14 protein-coding genes and 1 pseudogene are annotated in these 18,564 nt (G+C 72.9%); 9 read left to right on the top strand and 6 right to left on the bottom strand.

Going from position 1 to position 18,564, the window contains the following annotated elements:
- Window positions 1-70 precede the first annotated feature (70 nt).
- Entirely contained in the window at window positions 71-712 is a 642-nt protein-coding gene (locus tag ALMP_RS43690; RefSeq protein ID WP_264937639.1) for a TetR/AcrR family transcriptional regulator, read from the bottom strand.
- 204 nt (window positions 713-916) lie between these two features.
- On the opposite strand from ALMP_RS43690, the gene ALMP_RS43685 reads away from it, so the two are divergent.
- Both ALMP_RS43685 and ALMP_RS43680 read left to right on the top strand, forming a co-directional pair.
- Window positions 917-1,714, top strand: a complete 798-nt coding sequence (locus tag ALMP_RS43685; RefSeq protein WP_264937638.1) for a phosphatase PAP2 family protein — start codon at window positions 917-919, stop codon at window positions 1,712-1,714.
- Window positions 1,711-2,715, top strand: a complete 1,005-nt coding sequence (locus ALMP_RS43680) for a hypothetical protein (RefSeq protein WP_264937637.1) — start codon at window positions 1,711-1,713, stop codon at window positions 2,713-2,715. Before ALMP_RS43685 ends, ALMP_RS43680 begins: the two co-directional genes overlap by 4 nt.
- A gap of 149 nt (window positions 2,716-2,864) precedes the next feature.
- On the opposite strand, the gene ALMP_RS43675 is transcribed toward ALMP_RS43680, so the two are convergent.
- Together ALMP_RS43675 and ALMP_RS43670 are read right to left on the bottom strand one after the other, a co-directional pair.
- Entirely contained in the window at window positions 2,865-3,686 is an 822-nt protein-coding gene (locus tag ALMP_RS43675; RefSeq protein ID WP_264937636.1) for a phospholipid scramblase-related protein, read from the bottom strand.
- Between the two features lie 92 nt (window positions 3,687-3,778).
- Window positions 3,779-5,830, bottom strand: a complete 2,052-nt coding sequence (locus tag ALMP_RS43670; protein WP_264937635.1) for a phosphocholine-specific phospholipase C — start codon at window positions 5,828-5,830, stop codon at window positions 3,779-3,781.
- A 213-nt stretch (window positions 5,831-6,043) separates the two neighbouring features.
- Here ALMP_RS43670 and ALMP_RS43665 point away from each other — a divergent pair, with 213 nt between their 5' ends.
- Window positions 6,044-6,874 carry an endo alpha-1,4 polygalactosaminidase gene (locus tag ALMP_RS43665; protein ID WP_264937634.1) on the top strand — a complete coding sequence of 277 codons (831 nt, stop codon included), beginning with the start codon at window positions 6,044-6,046 and terminating at the stop codon, window positions 6,872-6,874.
- 8 nt (window positions 6,875-6,882) lie between these two features.
- On the opposite strand, the gene ALMP_RS43660 is transcribed toward ALMP_RS43665, so the two are convergent.
- From ALMP_RS43660 to ALMP_RS43650, 3 genes are all read right to left on the bottom strand, one after another.
- Complete coding sequence (locus ALMP_RS43660; protein WP_264937633.1) at window positions 6,883-7,404, bottom strand: VOC family protein; 522 nt, start codon at window positions 7,402-7,404, stop codon at window positions 6,883-6,885.
- Between the two features lie 227 nt (window positions 7,405-7,631).
- Window positions 7,632-8,594, bottom strand: coding sequence for a DMT family transporter (locus tag ALMP_RS43655; protein ID WP_264937632.1), 963 nt, complete (start codon window positions 8,592-8,594; stop codon window positions 7,632-7,634).
- Between the two features lie 259 nt (window positions 8,595-8,853).
- A complete protein-coding gene (locus ALMP_RS43650; RefSeq protein WP_264937631.1) occupies window positions 8,854-9,477 on the bottom strand; it encodes a TetR/AcrR family transcriptional regulator in 624 nt (207 codons plus the stop codon).
- A 187-nt stretch (window positions 9,478-9,664) separates the two neighbouring features.
- Here ALMP_RS43650 and ALMP_RS43645 point away from each other — a divergent pair, with 187 nt between their 5' ends.
- The 6 genes and pseudogenes from ALMP_RS43645 to ALMP_RS43620 all read left to right on the top strand — a co-directional run bounded on the left by ALMP_RS43645 (window position 9,665) and on the right by ALMP_RS43620 (window position 18,276).
- Window positions 9,665-11,320, top strand: a complete 1,656-nt coding sequence (locus ALMP_RS43645) for an amidohydrolase (RefSeq protein ID WP_264937630.1) — start codon at window positions 9,665-9,667, stop codon at window positions 11,318-11,320.
- A 148-nt stretch (window positions 11,321-11,468) separates the two neighbouring features.
- Window positions 11,469-12,953: an APC family permease gene (locus ALMP_RS43640; protein ID WP_264937629.1), complete on the top strand. Its 1,485-nt coding sequence runs from the start codon at window positions 11,469-11,471 to the stop codon at window positions 12,951-12,953.
- Window positions 12,954-13,062: 109 nt separating this feature from the next.
- Entirely contained in the window at window positions 13,063-15,027 is a 1,965-nt protein-coding gene (locus tag ALMP_RS43635) for a protein-arginine deiminase domain-containing protein (RefSeq protein WP_264937628.1), read from the top strand.
- Between the two features lie 167 nt (window positions 15,028-15,194).
- Entirely contained in the window at window positions 15,195-15,674 is a 480-nt protein-coding gene (locus tag ALMP_RS43630) for a MarR family winged helix-turn-helix transcriptional regulator (protein ID WP_264937627.1), read from the top strand.
- 139 nt (window positions 15,675-15,813) lie between these two features.
- Window positions 15,814-17,370: pseudogene (locus tag ALMP_RS43625) on the top strand (MFS transporter); the annotation flags it as partial.
- Between the two features lie 54 nt (window positions 17,371-17,424).
- Window positions 17,425-18,276: a collagen binding domain-containing protein gene (locus tag ALMP_RS43620; protein ID WP_264937721.1), complete on the top strand. Its 852-nt coding sequence runs from the start codon at window positions 17,425-17,427 to the stop codon at window positions 18,274-18,276.
- Window positions 18,277-18,564: the final 288 nt, after the last annotated feature.

The following is an 18,564-nucleotide window of genomic DNA, read 5'->3' as shown; positions in this document are numbered from 1 at the left end:
CCCCCCCCCGGGCCGGGGGGTGCGCGCCGCCCCCGTCCCCACGGTGCGGCGCGGACAGGTCACCGTCCGGTCATCCCTCGGACGGCGGCCTGGGTACCTCGGTGAGGCCCAGTGCCGGCAGCACGGCGGCCTCCACGAAACGCAGCAGGTAGTCCTCGTCGGCGTCGATCCCGTCCACGACGGGACGGGCGCGGACCACACCGACCATCTGGGCCGGGATGTACTCGAGCGCGGGGTGGCCGGCCGGGATCTCGCCGCGCTCGACGCCGCGGTCCAGGATCCGGCGCAGCGCCGCGATCTCCGGCCCGACGATCGCCTCCCGCAGGGCCTGCGCGAGCCCCTCGTCCTGGATGACGGCGTGGCCGAGGGCCTGGAGCAGCCTGGTGTCCGTCCCGGACCACCGGCCCGCGGCGCGCGCGGCCTCCCGCAGGTCGCCCGCGAGCGACCCGGTGTCGATGCCGCCGAGGCGGGAACGGCGGCGGGAGCGCAGCGCGGCCACGACGAACTGCGGCTTGGTCTTCCACTGCCGGTAGAGCGTGGACTTGCTGCACCGCGTGCTGGCGGCGACACCCTCCATCGTGACGGCGTCGTACCCGCACTCGCGGATCTGTTCCAGGACGGCGTCGAAGAACTCCTGCTCACGCTCGGGCGTGAGCCTGGAGCGGCGCGAGGCGGCGACCGTCTCCGGTCCGTCCGCGGCCTGCGACGTCATCGGTACTCCTCCTCGGTGCTGTCCGGCGGCCCGCCGAGGGCCTGCCCTCCAGTGTGGCGCACATCAATCGATACGGCAGTGTACCGGTACGCACGCGTATCGGTACACTGGCGTTTCGGTACGACATCGTATCGATGGTGTGTGCACGGGTCATGGGCCCGGCCGCGCCACCGCACGCACCACCGTCAGCGAAGGGGCCGGGGGATGAATGCCCGCACCGAGCCTGGGAATGCGGAGCCGGCCCCGCCGGCGCGGCCGCCGATAGTCCGGGAGCTGCTGCTCGTCGCGGGGCTCTTCCTCGTCTACAAGCTCGGCCGGCAGCTCGCCGCCGGTCACACCGCCGAGGCCTTCCGCAACGGCGATGAGGTGTGGCACGTCGAACGGTGGCTCCACCTCCCCGGCGAGGCGTCCGTGCAGTCCCTGCTGCTGCACGGCGACACCCTCGTCCGTGTCGCGAACGCCTACTACGCGACCGTCCACTTCCCCGCCACGGCGGCCTTCCTGATCTGGCTCTACCTGCGGCGTCCGGCGCACTACGTGTGGGCCCGCCGGGTCCTGGCGGCCGTCACCGCCGCCGCCCTCGTGCTGCATCTCCTCTTCCCGCTCGCCCCGCCGCGGCTGCTGGCGGCGACGGGGCTGATCGACACCGCGCGGATGTACGGGCCGTCGGTGTACGGACCGCCGGAGACCGACCACCTGTCCAACCAGTTCGCGGCGATGCCGTCGCTGCACTTCGGCTGGGCGCTGATGGTGGCGATCGGCCTGATCGTGGCCACCCGCTCGCGATGGCGCCGGCTGTGGCTGCTGCACCCGCTGCTGACCCTGCTGGTGATCGTCGGGACCGCGAACCACTACTGGCTCGACGCGCTCGTCGCGGGCGCCCTGCTGTGCGCCGCGCTGGCGCTGGTGCGTGCGCCGCGGCGCACGACGACCACCGCGGTGCGCGGGACGCGTGTCCTGGTCCCGGCCGAGGACCAGGTGCTGGTGGGGGCGGGCCGATGAGCGCCACCCTCGTCGCCGTCGTCCTGTCGCTGTTCTCGGCCGTCGCCTACGCGGCCGCCGCCGTCGCCCAGGAGCGGCTGGCCTCCCGTTCCGCGGGCACCGGCCTGGCGGGACTGCTGGGCCGGGGCGCCTGGTGGGCGTCGGTGGGCCTCAACGGCGGGGCGGCGCTGCTGCACGTCGTGGCCCTGAAGTACGGGCCGCTCACCGTGGTGCAGCCGCTCGGCGCGCTCACCCTGGTCGCGGCGGTGCCGATGGGCGCGCGGGTCGCGGGACGGCGGGTCAGCGCGGCCGAGTGGCGGGGCACCGCGCTCACCCTGCTCGGGCTGGCCGCGATCCTGGTGACGGCGTCCGGTCCGGCCCCCGAGGACGTGCTCGGCGCTGCGGAGGCGGTCGCGGTGGCGGGGGCCACGGCGGCGCTGATCGGTGTGCTGGCCCGGCCGGGTGCCCGGCCCGGGCTGCGGCACGCGACGGCGTCCGGCGTCGCCTCCGGGGTAGCCTCCGCGCTCACCCAGACGGTGACGGTCGCGGCGACGGACCGGTCGGGTTCGCTGCTGAGTGTGCAGGTGATCGGGGTGGCGCTGCTGGTGGCCGCCTTCGCCACGGGCGGGCTGCTGCTGTCGCAGACCGCCTACCGCGGCGGCCTGGGCGCCCCGCTGGCCGTGGTGACCCTGGCGAACCCGGTGGCCGCGGCCGTGATCGGCCTGGTCCTGCTCGGCGAACGGCTCCAGGGCGGGCCGGCGGGCGTCCTGCTCGCCCTGGCGGGCGCGGGTCTCGCCTCCTGGGGCGTGGTGACGTTGTCCCGGGCGACCCCGCGACCGGCGCCCGCCGACGAGGAGCACCCGGTGGCGGCGGTCCTGGCCCTGGAACCGACCACGGCCTCCCCCGAACCCGCCCTCCGGCCCCGCCCGACCACCGAACCGGTCCTCCGGCCCTGCCCGACCATCGAACGGGCCCTCCGGCGCCGTCCGACCATCGAACCGGAACACCTCACACCGCTGTGACGCCCTCGGCCACGGGGCACGCCCGTGAGCGGCCGGGGGCGCGAACGCCGAACGCCCTGAGCACCGCCACGACAAGCCCGGACGGCACCGAGCCCGGGCGCCGCGCCCCGCCGCTGTCAGCCTCGCCGCGTCACCGCGGAACCCCCGGCTCAGCCGAAGCCGCGGGAGTCCTGCTTGAGAGCCGTGTCGACGGTCAGGGCCGTGGCGACGACCAGGCTCAGCAGGGGCTCGGGGAGCTGGTAGTGGATCTGGAGGACGTAGTTGTCGGCGGTCGTGAAGAGAGTCTTCGCGAGGCCCTCCCAGGTCTTGGTGATCCGGGCGACCTCGTTGTCCGCGTGGTCGACGATCGCGAAGTTCCAGGCCCGCCAGTTCTCCGCCTTGATCGCGCCGATCTGCTGCCCGTTCGCGGTGATGGCGAAGTTGATCTTCCCGAAGACGTTCTGCTGGACGATCTCACCGACCGGCTGCCCGTCGGGCCGCGTCACGACCACCCGGGACTTGAACACCTTCCGCGGCCGGGTCAGCAGCAGCACCGGCTGCCCGTAGGCGTCGCGGATCTCCAGTCTGTGCGTCAGGAACTGGTCGATGCTGGCCAGGAACCGCAGCACCTTGCGCAGGGCGCTCTGGCCGACCTGGACGACCGAGCCGAGCTGGTTGCCCTGCTGGTCCATGACCTTGTACTCGTTGGTCAGCTCGATCAGCTTGGCCTTCTGGTTCACCACCAGCACCGGCTCGCTGAACAGCGTGCCACCGCCGGGGCCGCTCGGCGCGACCCCGGCCTGCTGCTGCACCTGGCGCTGGACCCGGGGGTCGGGCCCGGCCGGCTGCGCCGGCACCTGCGCCGCGGGCCGCGCCTGCTGGTCGGCGTGGGTGTGCTCGGTCCACTGGGTGCCGTCCCAGTACCGGAGGGTCTGCGCGGCCCCGTGCGGATCCGGGTACCAACCTGCAGGTGTGTTCGAATGCGTGGTCACCGGGGCACACTACCCCGAGCCGACCGGGACCTGACCAGCCCCCACGAGCTGGTGTTCACCGGGCTTTTACCCACGCATCCGCACCCACCCGCTCACTCCGTCGCGATGGCCGGGTCGCTCACGCCGGGCCGCCCGTTCTCGACGTGTCCGGCCAGCCTGCGCAGGTAGGACGGGTCACCGGCGGAGGTGACGGTGAGGTCGTACCAGCGCCGGCTCGCGGCCAGGTCGACGGTCCGCTTGAGGACCGCCCCGCCGCGCACCCTCACCGTCGTCGCACGGCCGCCGTAGCCGTCGGTCACCTTCAGCTCGGCCGTGCCGGAGCCCCGGTGGGTGAAGGTCAGCTCCAGGGCGTCACCGACGTGCCGCGCGACCACCTCGGGCCCGGCCGTGCGCCCGGCCCCCTGGAAGACCCGCAGGAACCCGTTCGGGCCGTGCACGGTCAGGTCGTAGGCGCCGTCGGTGGACGCCGTGTTCCAGGTGTCCGAGACGGTCTTCCCGACGCCGGTGGTGTAGTTCCACGGGCCGTCCGCGCGGTTGCCGGAGGTGACGAGGAAGGCCGCGCCGGTCCTCGGCCCGGAGGCGAAGGTGAGGGTGACGGTGCCGGCCGCAGCGTCCACCGAAGCGTCCACGCAGGGCGCGTACTTGAGGGGACGGGTCGGGCGCTGACCGCGTTCCTGCTTCGGCATGCGGGGGTCGGCGGGCACCGTCGGACGGTAGTCGGGGTGGCGTTCGCGGTCCGCCGGCTCGTAGGCGTCGGTGTCGGGGAGCGCGGCCGGCCTCGCGTCCTTGCGGGAGAAGTCGAAGGCGGAGGTGAGGTCGCCGCAGACGGCACGGCGCCACGGGGAGATGTTCGGCTCGCGCACCCCGAACCGGCGCTCCATGAACCGCAGGATCGAGGTGTGGTCGAGGGTCTCGGAGCAGACGTAACCGCCCTTGCTCCAGGGCGAGACGACCAGCATCGGCACCCGCGGACCGAGGCCGAACGGGCCGGCCGGGCGCTTGTCGTCGCCCGGGTAGAGGTCCAGGGAGACGTCGACGGTGGACTTGCCCCGGGAGTCGTCCGTCGGCGGCAGCGGCGGCACGAGGTGGTCGAAGAAGCCGTCGTTCTCGTCGTAGGTGACGAACAGGGCGGTCTTCGACCAGACCTCCGGGTTGGACGTGAGCGCGTCGAGGACCTGGGCGATGTACCAGGCGCCGTAGTTCGACGGCCAGTTGGAGTGCTCGGAGAAGGCCTCGGGGGCGACGATCCAGGAGACCTGCGGCAGCGTGCCCGCCGCCACGTCGGCCCGCAGCCGGTCGAAGTAGCCGTCACCGGCCTGGGCGTCCGTCCCCGTGCGGGCCTTGTCGTAGAGGGGGTCGCCGGGCCGGGCGTCGCGGTACTTGTTGAAGTACAGCAGCGAGTTGTCGCCGTAGTTCCCGCGGTAGGCGTCCTCGATCCAGCCCCAGGAACCGGCCGCGTCCAGTCCGTCGCCGATGTCCTGGTAGATCTTCCAGGTGACACCGGCCCGCTCCAGCCGCTCGGGGTACGTCGTCCAGTCGTAGCCGAGCTCGTCGTTGCCCATGACGGGGCCGCCGCCCCGGCCGTCGTTGCCGGTGTGACCGCTCCACATGTAGTAGCGGTTGGGGTCGGTGGAGCCGATGAACGAGCAGTGGTAGGCGTCGCAGACGGTGAAGGCGTCGGCGAGCGCGTAGTGGAACGGGATGTCCTCACGGGTCAGGTACGCCATGGTCGTGGTGCCCTTCGCGGGCACCCACCGGTCGTACTTGCCGCCGTGGTAGGCGTCCTGTCCGTCGGTCCAGCCGTGCGGCAGGCCCTCCAGGAACTGCATGCCGAGGTCGTCGGCCTCCGGGTGGAAGGGCAGGAGGTCCTTGGCGCCGTCCGACTGGTGCCAGACCGACCGGCCGTTGTCGAGCGTCACCGGATGCGGGTCGCCGAAGCCGCGCACGCCTCTCAGCTTGCCGAAGTAATGGTCGAAGGATCGGTTCTCCTGCATCAGCACGACGATGTGCTCGACGTCCTCGATGGACCCCGTACGGTGGTGCGCGGGCAGGGCGGCGGCGCGCTCGATGCTGGCGGAGAGCGCGCTGAACGCCGTGGTCGTGCCCGCGAGTTGGAGGAAGCGGCGCCGGTTGACTTCGGACATGGCTGGGGGACCTCTCGTGCGGGCGGGTTGCGCCCGGCCGGTTCGGAACGGGATGCGCGCGCGAGGAGTCTTCCAGGAGGACGGAACGAGAAGGAAGGGCGGGATGGCGACGGCGTGAAGGACGACGGTACGGAGGATGTGGACGGGACCATGGGTTCGCCGGGCAGAGCGCGCACAGGTGGTGTCGGGCGTCCGTCGCTCCCCCTGCGGGCGGTGAGGTACGCGGTCGCCGCGCTGGTGACGGCCGCGGTGCTGGGCGGGTGCTCGGCGCCCCCGTCCGGCGAGGCCGGCGACCGGCCGACTTCCCCGGGCGACTCCCCTGCCCCTTCGGGCACTTCGGAGCAGGAGCGCTGGCGGCCGCAGCCCGGCCTGGACTGGCAGTGGCAACTGGACGCCAGGGCCGATCCGTCGGTCGACGTGCCGGTCTACGACATCGACGGCTTCGAGAACTCCGCGGCGGACGTGGCCCGGCTGCACCGCGCGGGCCGCAAGGTCATCTGTTACGTCAACGTGGGCGCCTGGGAGGACTTCCGGCCCGACAAGGACGCCTTCCCGCGCGCGGTGCTGGGTCGGTCCAACGGCTGGGAGGGGGAACGGTGGCTGGACATCCGCCAGGTCTCCGTCCTGCGGCCGATCATGGAGCGGCGTTTCGACATGTGCCGTGACAAGGGCTTCGACGCGGTGGAGCCCGACCTGGTGGAGGGCTACGGCAACGACACCGGCTTCCCGCTCACCGCGAGCGACCAGCTCCGCTACAACCTGATGATCGCCGACATCGCCCACGCGCGCGGGCTGTCGGTGGGCCTGAAGAACGACCTTCCCCAGATCCCCCAGCTCCTCGACCACTTCGACTTCGCGGTCAACGAGGAGTGCGCCCAGTACGGCGAGTGCGAGGAGCTGTCCCCGTTCATCGCCGCCGGCAAGGCGGTCTTCCATGTGGAGTACGCGGTGCCGACGGCCGAGTTCTGCGCCGAGTCACGCCGGCTGAAGCTGTCGTCGATGCTGAAGAAGCCGGAGCTGGGGGTGTGGCGCGAGGCCTGCTGACGGACGGGTCACAGCACCTTGTCGCCGTACATCTCGCCGAGGGGGTCGGCGATGAGTTCGAGGCGGGCGCCGTCGGGGTCACGGAAGTAGACGGAGACCTCGCTGTGCACGACGTGGTCGACACCGGCCTGCGTCAGCTTGCCGACGAGGTGGTTCCAGCGGTCGGGTTCGACCGAGATCGCCACATGGTGCAGGCCGCCCAGGACCTCGGCGTAGGGGCCGACGTCGAGGCCGGGGAAGTCGAAGAAGGCGAGCAGGTTGCCGTTGCCGATGTCGAAGAAGAAGTGCGAGGAGCCGGGGTAGTCGCGGTTCTCGATCAGCTCGGTCAGCGGGAACTCCAGCACGTCCTGGTAGAAGCGGATCGTCCGCTCGACGTCGCTGCTGATGAGGGCGGTGTGGTGCAGCCCGCGGGCGGACGACGCGGGCCGCCGGTCGCTCGGCCGGAGGTACCGCTCCCGCAGTCGCCGGCGCAGTTCCTCGGCGGCCGACGGTTCCGGCTGCGCGTCCCCGGGTGTACCGGTGCTGGTCATGTCTCTCCTCGGGCCGCGCGATGCTCTTGGTTGACGCTTCAATATCAAGCCTGACGGGACGGAGCGCGACGCGTCAAGCGGAGGTCGGCGGGACGGACGGACGGTCAGCGGGACGGGCAGGGGCCGCGCGGTCGGCGAAGGACAGCCCCCGGCCGGGGCCGCCCGGGAGGTCACGCCGCGCGTGACCCACCCGCCCGTCGGCCGGGGCTGTCCGGGGTGCCCGGCGGTCAGCGGCGCCGGCCGCCCGCGCCGACCGGGACGGTCAGCAGGACCAGGCCGACAGCGAGGACGGCCAGCCCCGACCAGGAGGCCACCGGCAGCCGTTCACCGAGGACGGTGACGCCCAGGACCGCGGCCACGGCCGGCTCGGCCAGGGTCAGCGAGGTGGCCACCGACGCGGGCGTGCGGCGCAGGCCGTGCCCGAACAGCCGGTAGGCCAGGTAGACGGTGAACAGGGCGAGGTATCCGGCGACCGCCGCGCCCCGCGAGGTGGCGAGCCAGCGCGTGTCGAGGGACAGCACCAGCGGCAGGACGAGCAGCCCGGCCGCGCCGAACAGCACGCCCATCACAGCGCCGGAGGGGTGCCCGCGTGTGATGAGCCCGCCGCCGATCAGCGAGTAGACGGCGTACGACAGTCCGGCGGCCGCGGCGAGAACGACACCGGTGAGATCCATCGGCGTGGCGTCCCCGCTGAGCTCGGGTCCCAGTACCAGCAGGGCACAGCCCGGCACGGCGGCCGTCGTGGCGGCGGTCCAGCGGGCCGTCGGCCGGGCCTGCCCGGTGATCCAGGACAGCAGTCCGGCGAAGACCGGCGCGCTGCCCAGGGCGATCACGGTGGCCACCGCGACGCCGGTGCGCGCCACCGCCGGGTAGAAGGTGACCGGATACCCGGCCACCGCCAGCGCGCCGAGGACGAGCAGCCATCGCTCGGCGCGCGTGCAGGCGGCGGGCAGCGAGCGGGCGCCGCGGGTGGTGAGGTACATCAGGACGCCGCCGAGGGCGAGACCGGCGCAGCCGATGGCCGCCGCCGGCGCCCCGGCGGGTGCCAGCGAACCGGCGGTCCCGGTCGTGCCCCACAGGACGGCCGAGGCGAGGATGGGCGCGGGGCCGCCGAGGGGAGGGGTGCGAGAGGGGCGCGGGCCGGCGTCGGCCGGGCGTGCGGGAGTCGGCGAGGAAGTGCGGTTCGGCACAGTCGTGTGTTCTTTCCGTCGTCGAACGCGTCAGGGACCGGATTCGAAACGGGCGCACGACAAGAAGCCCGGGCCGCCCCGCGGAGGGTCGGCCGGGGCCGGAGGAGACCGCCGGTGTCCGCGCCCGTCAGGCGCAGGGGGGCGGAAGAACGACGTGCCAGTGAGTGTTCACCCGGTGATCGTACCGGAGTGCGATACGGCCCCCGTGGGATGTGCGTGGGCCTGCCTGTCCGAGTGAGGTACGGCCCCCGCAGGGGGCTCAGGGGCGGTCCAGCAGGTCGCGGAAGCCGGTGAGCAGGGCTCGAAGACCGATGTCGAAGGCCTTCTCGGCGCGGACGTGATCGGTGGGGGTGTGGTCGAGTACGGCGCTGAGGTGGGGGGCGGTCTCGCGGGCGACGTCGGAGACCATCACCGGGGGTGCGACCAGGTCGAGGGCGGAGCCGAGGACGAAGCTCTCCAGGGCGTTGATCAACGGCATGACCTGGTCCTTGGCGAAGCCCGCGGTCAGCAGCAGCGCGGCGACCTCCTCGTACATCGCGTGCATGAAGGGTTCGGCGAGCGGGGTGGTGGCGAGCAGCGGGACCGCGCCGGGGTGGGCGGCGAAGGCGGCGAGGTAGGAACGGGCCCAGCTCTCCAGCGCCTGGTCCCAGGGCTGCGACCAGACCTGTTCGTCCTGGCCCGAGCCGGTCGCCAGGGCCATCTCCTCGCGCATGAGGGAGATGATCTCGTCACGGCCGGAGACGTGGTGGTAGAGCGCGGACGGGGCCACGCCGAGCGCCTTGGCCAGCGCCGGGATGGTGAGGGCCCCTTTCTCGTCGGCCAGACGCAGTGCCGCCGCGCCGATGCGGCGGCGGTCGAGAAGGGGGGTGCGCGGGCGTCCCACGGCGTACCTCGTTCCGTTCCAGCAGGGGCGGCGGCCGACCGTGGGCGCCGTGCCCCACAGGATACCGAATGACTTTCAGTAAAACTCTTCCCAGCCGCCCGGGCGAGCCCTACATTACCCGAAACCGAATGCCATTCAGTTCAGGTGTTCGGCGCACGTTCGCCTCAGGGAAGGGCAGCCCCACGCCATGCACGCCGACATCCTCTTCATCGGAGGGACCATCCGGACCGGCGACACGGACGCCCCTGTGCACAGCGCCCTCGCCGTCACGGACGGACGGATCAGCGGACTGGGCGCGCCGGCGGCGGCCGCCCGCGGGCCCCGGACGACGGTGGTCGACCTGGCGGGCGGCGCGCTGCTGCCGGCCTTCGGGGACGGCCACGCGCACCCGGTGATGGGCGGGCTGGGCCTGCGCGGCGTGCCCGTCCGGGCGTGCGCCTCCACCGACGAGATCGTCGCGGCCGTACGGCGCTGGGCGGACGCCCACCCGGAGGCCGAGTGGATCACGGGGGACGGTTTCGACCCCTGGCTGGCCCCCGACGGCCGGTTCGACGCCCGTCTGCTGGACACCGCCGTACCCGACCGTCCCGTGGTGCTGCGCACCTCGGACCACCACACGGCCTGGGTGAACAGCGAGGCCCTGCGCAGGGCCGGGTACACCGCCGCCACCCCCGACCCGGCCGGCGGCGAGATCGTGCGCCGGGACGGCTGTGCGGAACCGCTCGGCACCCTGCGCGAGTTCGGCGCCCTGAACCCGGTCCTCGCCCTCGTTCCGACGCCGTCCCACGAGGTTCAGGTGGCCGCCCTGCGCGAGGCCGCCGCCCGGTTCGCCGCCGCGGGCGTGACCTGGGTGCAGGACGCCTGGGTGGAACCGCACCACGCGGACGTGTGGGTCACCGCCGCGATCACCGGAACGGGGCTGCCGGTCCGCGCCGACCTCTGCTTCATCCTCGAACCCGACGGCTGGCGGGAGCGGATCGCCCGGTTCGCCGCCGACCGCGCACGCACGGAGAGCGCCGCGCCCGGCGTGCTCACCGCCCGCAGTGTGAAGTTCTTCGCCGACGGCGTGGTCGAGTCGGGCACGGCCGCCCTGCTGGAGCCCTACACCGACTGCCCGCACTCGCACGGCATCGCCACCTGGACGTCCGCCGAACTCGCCGAGGCCGTCACCGCCGTCGACGCCCTCGGTTTCCGGCCGCACATCCACGCCATCGGCGACGGTGGTGTCCGGGCCGCGCTGGACGCCGTCGAGGCGGCGACCGCGGCCAACGGCCCCCGCGACCGCCGCGCGGTCGTCGCCCACGCCGAGCTGATCGACCCCGCCGACCTGCCCCGCTTCGCCGAACTGGGCGTGATCGCCAACCTTCAGCCGCTGTGGGCCCAGTGCGACCCCCTGATGACCGAGCTCATCCTGCCGAGGATCGGCCCGGAGCGCGGCCGGCGGCAGTACCAGATCGCCTCGCTGGTCGCGTCCGGCGCCCGCCTGTCGTTCGGCAGCGACTGGCCGGTCACCGCCCATGAACCACTGCGGGGCATCGCCACCGCGGTCACCCGCCAGACGCCCGAGGGGACTCCCGAGGGCGGCTGGCTCCCCGAGGAGCGGATCGACATCACGACCGCCCTCGCCGCCTACTCCGCCGGCTGCGCCCACCAGGCGTTCGAGGAGAAGGAATGGGGCCTGTTGCGCCCCGGCATGCGCGCCGACCTGGTGCATCTCGCCGCCGACCCAGCCGGGGTCCCGCCCGCCGACCTCGCGCGGCTGCCCGTGCTGGGCACCTGGCTCGCCGGCCGTCGCACCCACGACGGCGGCACTCCGGACCACGCGTTCGCCGCCCGGCGATAGACGTACGTCACAGGTCTCCGGGCGCGCCCCCACCGGACGCGCTCGGACATACTCGGACGCACATCGTCGTCACGGACCGGCCCCGCGTGCCCGGGACATCCCGCTCCCTTCCACCCCAGGCACCACGACGCATCACGCGGAGACCTCCATGACCGAGCCCCTCGTCCCCACCGCTCCCCAGCAGCCCCCGCAGGCCACCGGCCCCGACGCGAGCCCGCAGCTGCGGCGCGGCGCACTCGGCCTCACCGACATCGTCTTCTTCGTGGTGGCGGCCGCCGCCCCGCTCACCGTGATGGCCGGTATCGCCCCGCTCGCGATCCTCTTCGGCGGCATCGGCGCCCCGGCCGCCTACCTGGCCGTCGGCGTGCTGCTGTGCCTGTTCGCGGCCGGCTTCACCGCGATGACGCCGTACATCCGCAACGCGGGCGCCTTCTACTCCTACATAGCCCGGGGTCTGGGCCGTCCGGCCGGGCTCGGCGCGGCGCTGCTCGCGGTGTTCTCCTACAACGCCCTGCAGATCGGCACGTTCGGGGCGTTCGGCTTCTTCGCCGCGGGCACCGCGAACGACCTGCTCGGCATCGACCTGCCCTGGCCGGTGTACGCCCTCGCCGGAGTCGCCGTCGTCTGGTTCCTCGGCTTCCGCTCCATCCACCTCGGTGCCAAGGTGCTGGCCGCGCTGCTGATCGCCGAGACCGCGATCCTCGTACTGCTGGCCGGGGCGGTCCTCGTGCAGGGCGGCGCGAGCGGTCTGAGCCCGGACTCCTTCGCCCCGTCCCATGTCTTCACCTCGCAGATGAGCGCCCCGCTCGGTCTGGCCGTCGCCGCCTTCATCGGCTTCGAGGCCACCGCCATCTACCGCGAGGAGGCCCGCGACCCCGACCGCACCGTGCCCCGCGCCACCTACCTCGCCGTCGGCTTCCTCGGCCTCTTCTACACCTTCGTCGTCTGGATCATCGTGCAGGCGTTCGGTGACGACCAGGCCGTCGGGGCCGCGGCGCGGAACCCGGCCGAGATGTTCTTCACCGCCATGACCCGCTACGTCGGCGGCTGGGCCACCGACCTCCAGCGCGTCCTGATCGTCACCAGCCTGCTCGCCTCGCTGCTCGCCTTCCACAACGCCATCACCCGCTACGTCTACGCCCTCTCCACCGAACGCACCCTGCCCGCCGTTCTGGGCCGCGTCCATCCCCGGCACGGCTCGCCCTGGATCGCCGGTATCGCGCAGTCGCTGCTGGCCGCAGCGGTCGTCACCGTGTTCGCCGCGATCGGCGCCGACCCGTACAACCAGTTCCTGCTCTGGGTGAACACCCCCGGTGTCGTCGGCATCCTCGCCCTGGAGACGCTGGCCGCCTTCGCGGTGGTCGCCTTCTTCCGCCGCACCCCCGCCACGAACGGCGAGAGCCGCCTGCGTACGCTCGTCGCCCCCGCCGTCGCCGGACTCCTGCTCACCGTGACCACGGGGCTGGTCTGCACGCGCCTGGATCTGTTCACCGCCGCGAGCCCCGCCGTCAACTGGACGCTGGTCGCCCTCACTCCGGCCGTCTTCCTGGCCGGAGTGGTCCTCGCCGCCCGGATGCGCCGGACACGGCCCGACGTCTACGCCGGGCTCGCCACGACGGACGTCGAGGTCTGACCCGCAGGTCCGGTGCCGGGCCGCGCAGGAACTCTCCGCCCCACAGTGAACGCACAGCGCGGGTTCCTCCTCTTGCAGGGCGACACGCCCCAACTGAGAGGAATCCGCCTTGCCTTCACGTCCGCGGAAACGCACGCACCCCGCCGGGCCAGTGGTCCTCGCGCTCGCCGCGGCGGGGTCCGTACTGGCGGGGCCCGCCGCCCCCGCCTCCGCCGCGCCTCCGTCCGCCGGCGCCGATCTGCGCGCCGACGTGAACCGCGACGGCCGCGTCGACACCACCGGCAGCACCGACACGACCGGTGAGGACTCCTGGACCATCGGGCGCGGAGCGGTCCACCTGCCCAACATCGACGACGACAGCAAGCGGTGCCCGGTCACCGGCCCCGGCGGCGCCCCCCTGTCCGACGCCCGGCTGGCCGCGTGCAACGACGCCGCCGACACCAAGGTCAACGGCACCGCGGACGCCGCCGACCTCGCCCGGGTCCGCTCCGTGCCGCTGCCCGGCCTCCCGGCGGACGCCAAGGGCAGCCTTCAGGTCACCGCGGGAGCCAGATACACGCACGTCTTCCTCAAGCGTTCCGGCAAGTGGGTCCTGGTGACGCCCTGGACCCGGCTGACCGCCGCCGAACTGCGCTCCGGCGTGGAACTCGGCGTCGAGGCCACCGATGTCATCCGGAACACCGCCAAGTGGGACGGCCGGGCGGCGGTCCGCCTGACGGTGACGTCCGCCCAGGGGACCACCTCCGACTCGGTCACCCTGCGCGTCGCCCCGCTCCTGACACACCATCACCTCCAGAACACCCAGGAGGTGATGGTCACCAAGATCCTGGGCGAGGGCCCGTACAGCCGTCTTCAGCAGAAGTTCGTCCAGGAGCTGGGGAAGGAGGTCAAGAACGCCGGTATCACCAAGCCCCTGGTCACCTTCGAGGCGTACGGGGACCCCTGGACCCAGGACTTCGTCGAACCGGCCTACGTCAGCATGACCGGGCCGGGCGGCCACCGGCAGGTGATGCGGGTGATGCTGCGCTCCGCCCAGCCGGACCGGGACGCGGGCCGTGAGCTGTTCGAGAAGATACGCGGCCAGAACACCGGCGTCGTCCAGGTCACCGACAACGCGGAACCCGACGACTGGTCGCTCAACTCCATGGGGAACCTGGAGACCATCCCGCCGTACACGCACAACGGCCGCTCGTTCCCGGCCGGACGGGTCATCATGGGCGAGCGCAAGGACAGCGGGGCGCGCCCGTCGAAGGTGATGCGCACGCTGCTCACCTCGCAGGGCCTCCAGGATCCGCTGCTGCTGGACACCTCCTGGCTGGGCGTCGGCCACGTCGACGAGTTCGTGCAGTTCCTGCCCGCCGACACCCCGCGCGGCTGGCGGATCGGTGTCGCCGACCCGGAGGCCGGGCTGCGGCTGCTGCGCGACGCCCAACGCGACGGCCACGGCAGGACGAAGATGTTCTCCGTCCCGGGCTTCAACGGCGCTCCCGCGCCGAAGGAGACCATCGACCAGGCCCTCGCCTCCCGGCACCTGGTGGCCGACAACGAGATGGCGGCCAAGCGCATCGCGGCCAACCTGAACATCCTCAAGCGCGAGACGGGCGTCACCGACGACGAGATCGTCCGGGTGCCCGCCCTGTACACCCGTGAGGCGGAGGCACTGACGGACAGCGGACAGGACATCCCCGTACCGCGTCTGACCCGCATGGGCGCCGGCTCCCCCCTCGTGGACGTCCTCGAGGAGCACGGCCAGCAGAAGTGGCTCGCGCGGAACCCGGCCGCCGGGCGTGCGGCGGCTCCTGCGACGGTGACGACCAGCGCGTACGTCCCCGGAGCCGTCAACGGCATCCTCCTGGGCCGTGACCGCTACCTCGCCCCGCGCCAGTGGGGGCCCGTCATCGCCGGCAAGGACGTCTTCACGGAGGCGGTCACCGCCGCCTACACGCGGGTCGGCATGAAGGTGTCGTACATCGACGACTGGTACACGTACCACCTCGGCATGGGCGAGGTGCACTGCGGCACCAACACCCTGCGGGACGCGTCGTCGACGTGGTGGCAGCTGCCCGCCCGGTGAGCTGAGCGGGAGCGAGTGACTCCCCGAGCGGCCGGACCATCCGTCGTCCCACGGCTGGTCCGGCCGCATCACCAGCCCCGCTTCAGGCACGGCGCCGGGGGTGAACCGCCCCACACGCGTCATTCAGTATTTTGACATAGGTTTCTTGTCATAGGTAACTTGGCGGGGTGACCGGAACCAGTGAGGCTCGCAGAAGCCAAGGCGTCGACCAGGTGGCCGCAGGCCTCGTGGCGTGCCTCCCCGTACTGAACCGGCACCTCAAGCAGAGCATCGACCGGCACCTGCCCTACCCCAACCTGCCCGAGCGGCAGTTGGCCCTGCTTCAGTACGTCGCCGAGCACGACGGCGCCACCGTCCACGAGGCCGCCGAGGCGCTGCGGATGGTGCCGAACAACGTCAGCGCCCTGGTCACCCGCCTCACCGAAGCGGGCCTGCTCGAGCGGCGTCAGGACGACACCGACAAGCGCGTGGCGCACTTGCGTGTCACCGCCACGGCGCGTCAGCGCATCGGCGAGGTGGAGAACTTCGCGGCGGCGCAGCTCGCGTCCGCGCTGCGCACCCTCACCGAAGGCGACCGCGCCGCCCTCGGCTCGGCGCTCGGCGCCCTCGAAGCTCTCACCCGGCGCCTGCGCGACCACTCCGCCTGACCGGTCGCGCTCCCCGTACGCCTACTGCCCCCGCCGCCACTGCGCCGGGGCCGGCTGTGCTGCTCCCATACGCGGCTCCCCCCCCCACATGTCCACGCGCCCCAGACGCGCGCCTCACGTCCCAGAGGACAGCTCACACATGTCTGTCACCGCTGTCTCCACAGCGCCCCCTCCCGGCTCCGACCCCCGCGGCCGCGGCCGCCGCGCCAACCCCTGGCTGACGCTGATCGCCGTCGGTCTCGGCCTGTTCATGGTCGGCCTCGACGGCTCCGTCGTGTCGATCGCCAACGCCGAGATCGCCCGCGACCTGAACGCCTCCACCGCCGAACTGCAGTGGGTCACCAACTCCTACCTGCTCGCCCTCGCCGCCGCCCTGATCCTCGGCGGCAAGCTCGGCGACCGCCTCGGCCGCCGTACGGTCTACCTCGTCGGCGTCGTCGGATTCACCGTCGCGTCCGTCGCGATCGGCCTCGCCGGCTCGATCGAGGGCGTCATCGCCTTCCGGGCCGTACAGGGCCTCTTCGGCGCGATGCTGATGCCCAACACCCTCGCGTTGCTGCGCGCCGTGTTCCCGCCGAAGAAGTTCGGCATGGCGGTCGGCATCTGGGCGATGATCTCGTCCGTCTCCACCGCGCTCGGCCCGATCGTCGGCGGACTGCTCGTCGAGCATGTCAACTGGGAGTCCGTCTTCTACATCAACGCCCCCATCGGCGTCATCGCCCTCGTCTTCGGCCTCGTGGTGCTGCCGCAGTCCAGGAACGAGGCCGCCGCGAGTGAGAAGTTCGACGTGCCCGGCGTCATGCTGCTCGCGCTCGGGCTGCTCGCTGTCGTCTTCGGCGTCGTCAAGGGTGAGACGTGGGGCTGGACTTCGGCCGGAACGCTCGGCGCGATCGTCGGCGGTGTCGTCGTCCTGGTCCTCTTCGGCTGGTACGAGACCCGCGTCGCGCACCCCCTCCTCCCCATGCGGCTGTTCCGCAACCCGGCCCTGACCATCGGTACGCTCGTCACCGCGCTGAACTTCTTCGTCCTGCTCGGCGCGATCTTCTTCGTGATGCTGTACCTGCAGAACGTACGCGGCTTCACGCCCGTCGAGTCCGGTGTGCGCACCCTGCCGCTCAGCCTCGCCTCCATGCTGGCCTCGCCGCTCGGCGCGAAGCTCACCGAGAGGTTCGGCCCGCGCCTGACCATGCCGCTGGGGATGGTGTTGCAGGCCGGCGCCGCGTTCACGATGCTCGCGTGGAGCGCCGACTCGTCGTACGCCGTCCTGTGGCCGCCGTTCATCGCGCTCGGCCTCGGCGTCGGCATCGTGATGTCCGCGTCCTCCGACGCGATCGTCGGCAACGCCCCCGTCAAGGACGGCGGCATCGCGGGCGGTCTCCAGGCCACCTCGCTCCAGGTCGGTGGCGCGCTCGGCACATCGGTGCTCGTCTCCCTCATCAGCGGCCGCGTCGGCTCCACACTCACCGACTCACTGACCGACGCCGGCGTGCCCCACTCGGCAGCCGCCCGCCTGGAGGAGGCGAAGGACGCGGTCGCGATGGGTGTCGCCCCGGTCTCCGACGCGATGCCCGCACAGCTCAGGGCGGCCGTGGTGGAGGGCAGCCACACCGCCTTCATGAACGGCGTCCACACCGCCGTCCTGGTCACCGGCATCCTCGCCCTCGTGGGCGCGGCCCTCGCGGCGTTCGGCCTCCGAGGCCGGGAGGACGAGACCGACGAGACCGACGAGACCGCCGAGACCGACGAGGGGGTGCCTGGCCCGGCCGCCGCCCCGCCCGCCACACGCACTTCGCCCGTCCCGGCGGCGACCGCGGGTGCCGCTCCCCCGGTCCGGTCCTCCGGCGGCATCCCGGTCAGCGGGCACGTCATCGGCGCCGGGTCGACACCCGTGCCGCAGGCAGCCGTCACCCTGATCTCGCTGGGCGGGCGGCAGGTGGGCCGCGTGGTGGCCCACCCGGACGGTTCGTACACCGTGGACGCGCCGGGCGCGGGCAGCTACGTACTCATCGCCTCCGCCGAGGGCTACCAGCCGCAGGCCTCCACGGTGGTGGTCGGCGACGAACCGGTCTCGTACGACATCCCGCTCTCCGGCACCAGCGGCCTGGTCGGCACGGTCAGGTCGGCCGGCCGCGAGGAGCCGGTCGTCGGCGCCATGGTGGTCGCGGCCGACGTGCGCGGTGACGTGCTCGCCGCCGGACTGACCGACACGGACGGCACCTTCAGCTTCGCCGAGCTGGTTCCCGGCCCCCTGACCCTCGCGGTGACCGCGGCCGGCTACCGGCCGGTCGCGCTGCCCGTCGAGATCGCCGCGCGGGGCGTCACCAGGACCGAGGTGGAACTGTTCGCCGGCCTGCGGGTGCAGGGCGTGGTCCAAGCCGCGGGCCGGCCGTTGAACGACGCGCGGGTGACGCTCATCGACGCGGCCGGCAACGTGGTGGCCGGCGCGACCACCGGTGAGGACGGTGGCTATGCCTTCACCGACCTGGACAGCGGCGAGTACACGGTCATGGCGGCCGGCCATCCGCCGAAGGCCACCCACCTGACCGTGCACGGCTCGGGTGTGGAGAGCCACGACATCGAGCTTTCCCACCCGGGCGAGTGACGGTCCCCGGGCCGGAGGCGTCCACAGCGGACGGGTGCCCGGCCTGGCGGTGAGGAGACCCGGGCCCGGTGGTCGGTGACGGCAGGGCATCCGCTCCGAGCACCCGGCGAAGGGTCGAACGCGCGAGGACGCGACACGGCCCGCCCGTGGGGTGGCCCAAGACGCCGCCGGAGGCATCCGGCGGCGTCTGCCCGTGGCCGGGACTGCCCTGAGCCACGGGGGTGAGCCACAGCCCGCGCGCCTTCCTCGTCCGGCCCGCCCGACCGGCAGGACGCCTGCCCCTCAGCG

The organism is Streptomyces sp. A012304, assembly GCF_026008495.1.
GTDB lineage: Bacteria > Actinomycetota > Actinomycetes > Streptomycetales > Streptomycetaceae > Streptomyces.
The sequence above is the reverse complement of the archived record's forward strand: the minus strand, read 5'-3'. Positions and strand labels throughout refer to the sequence as shown.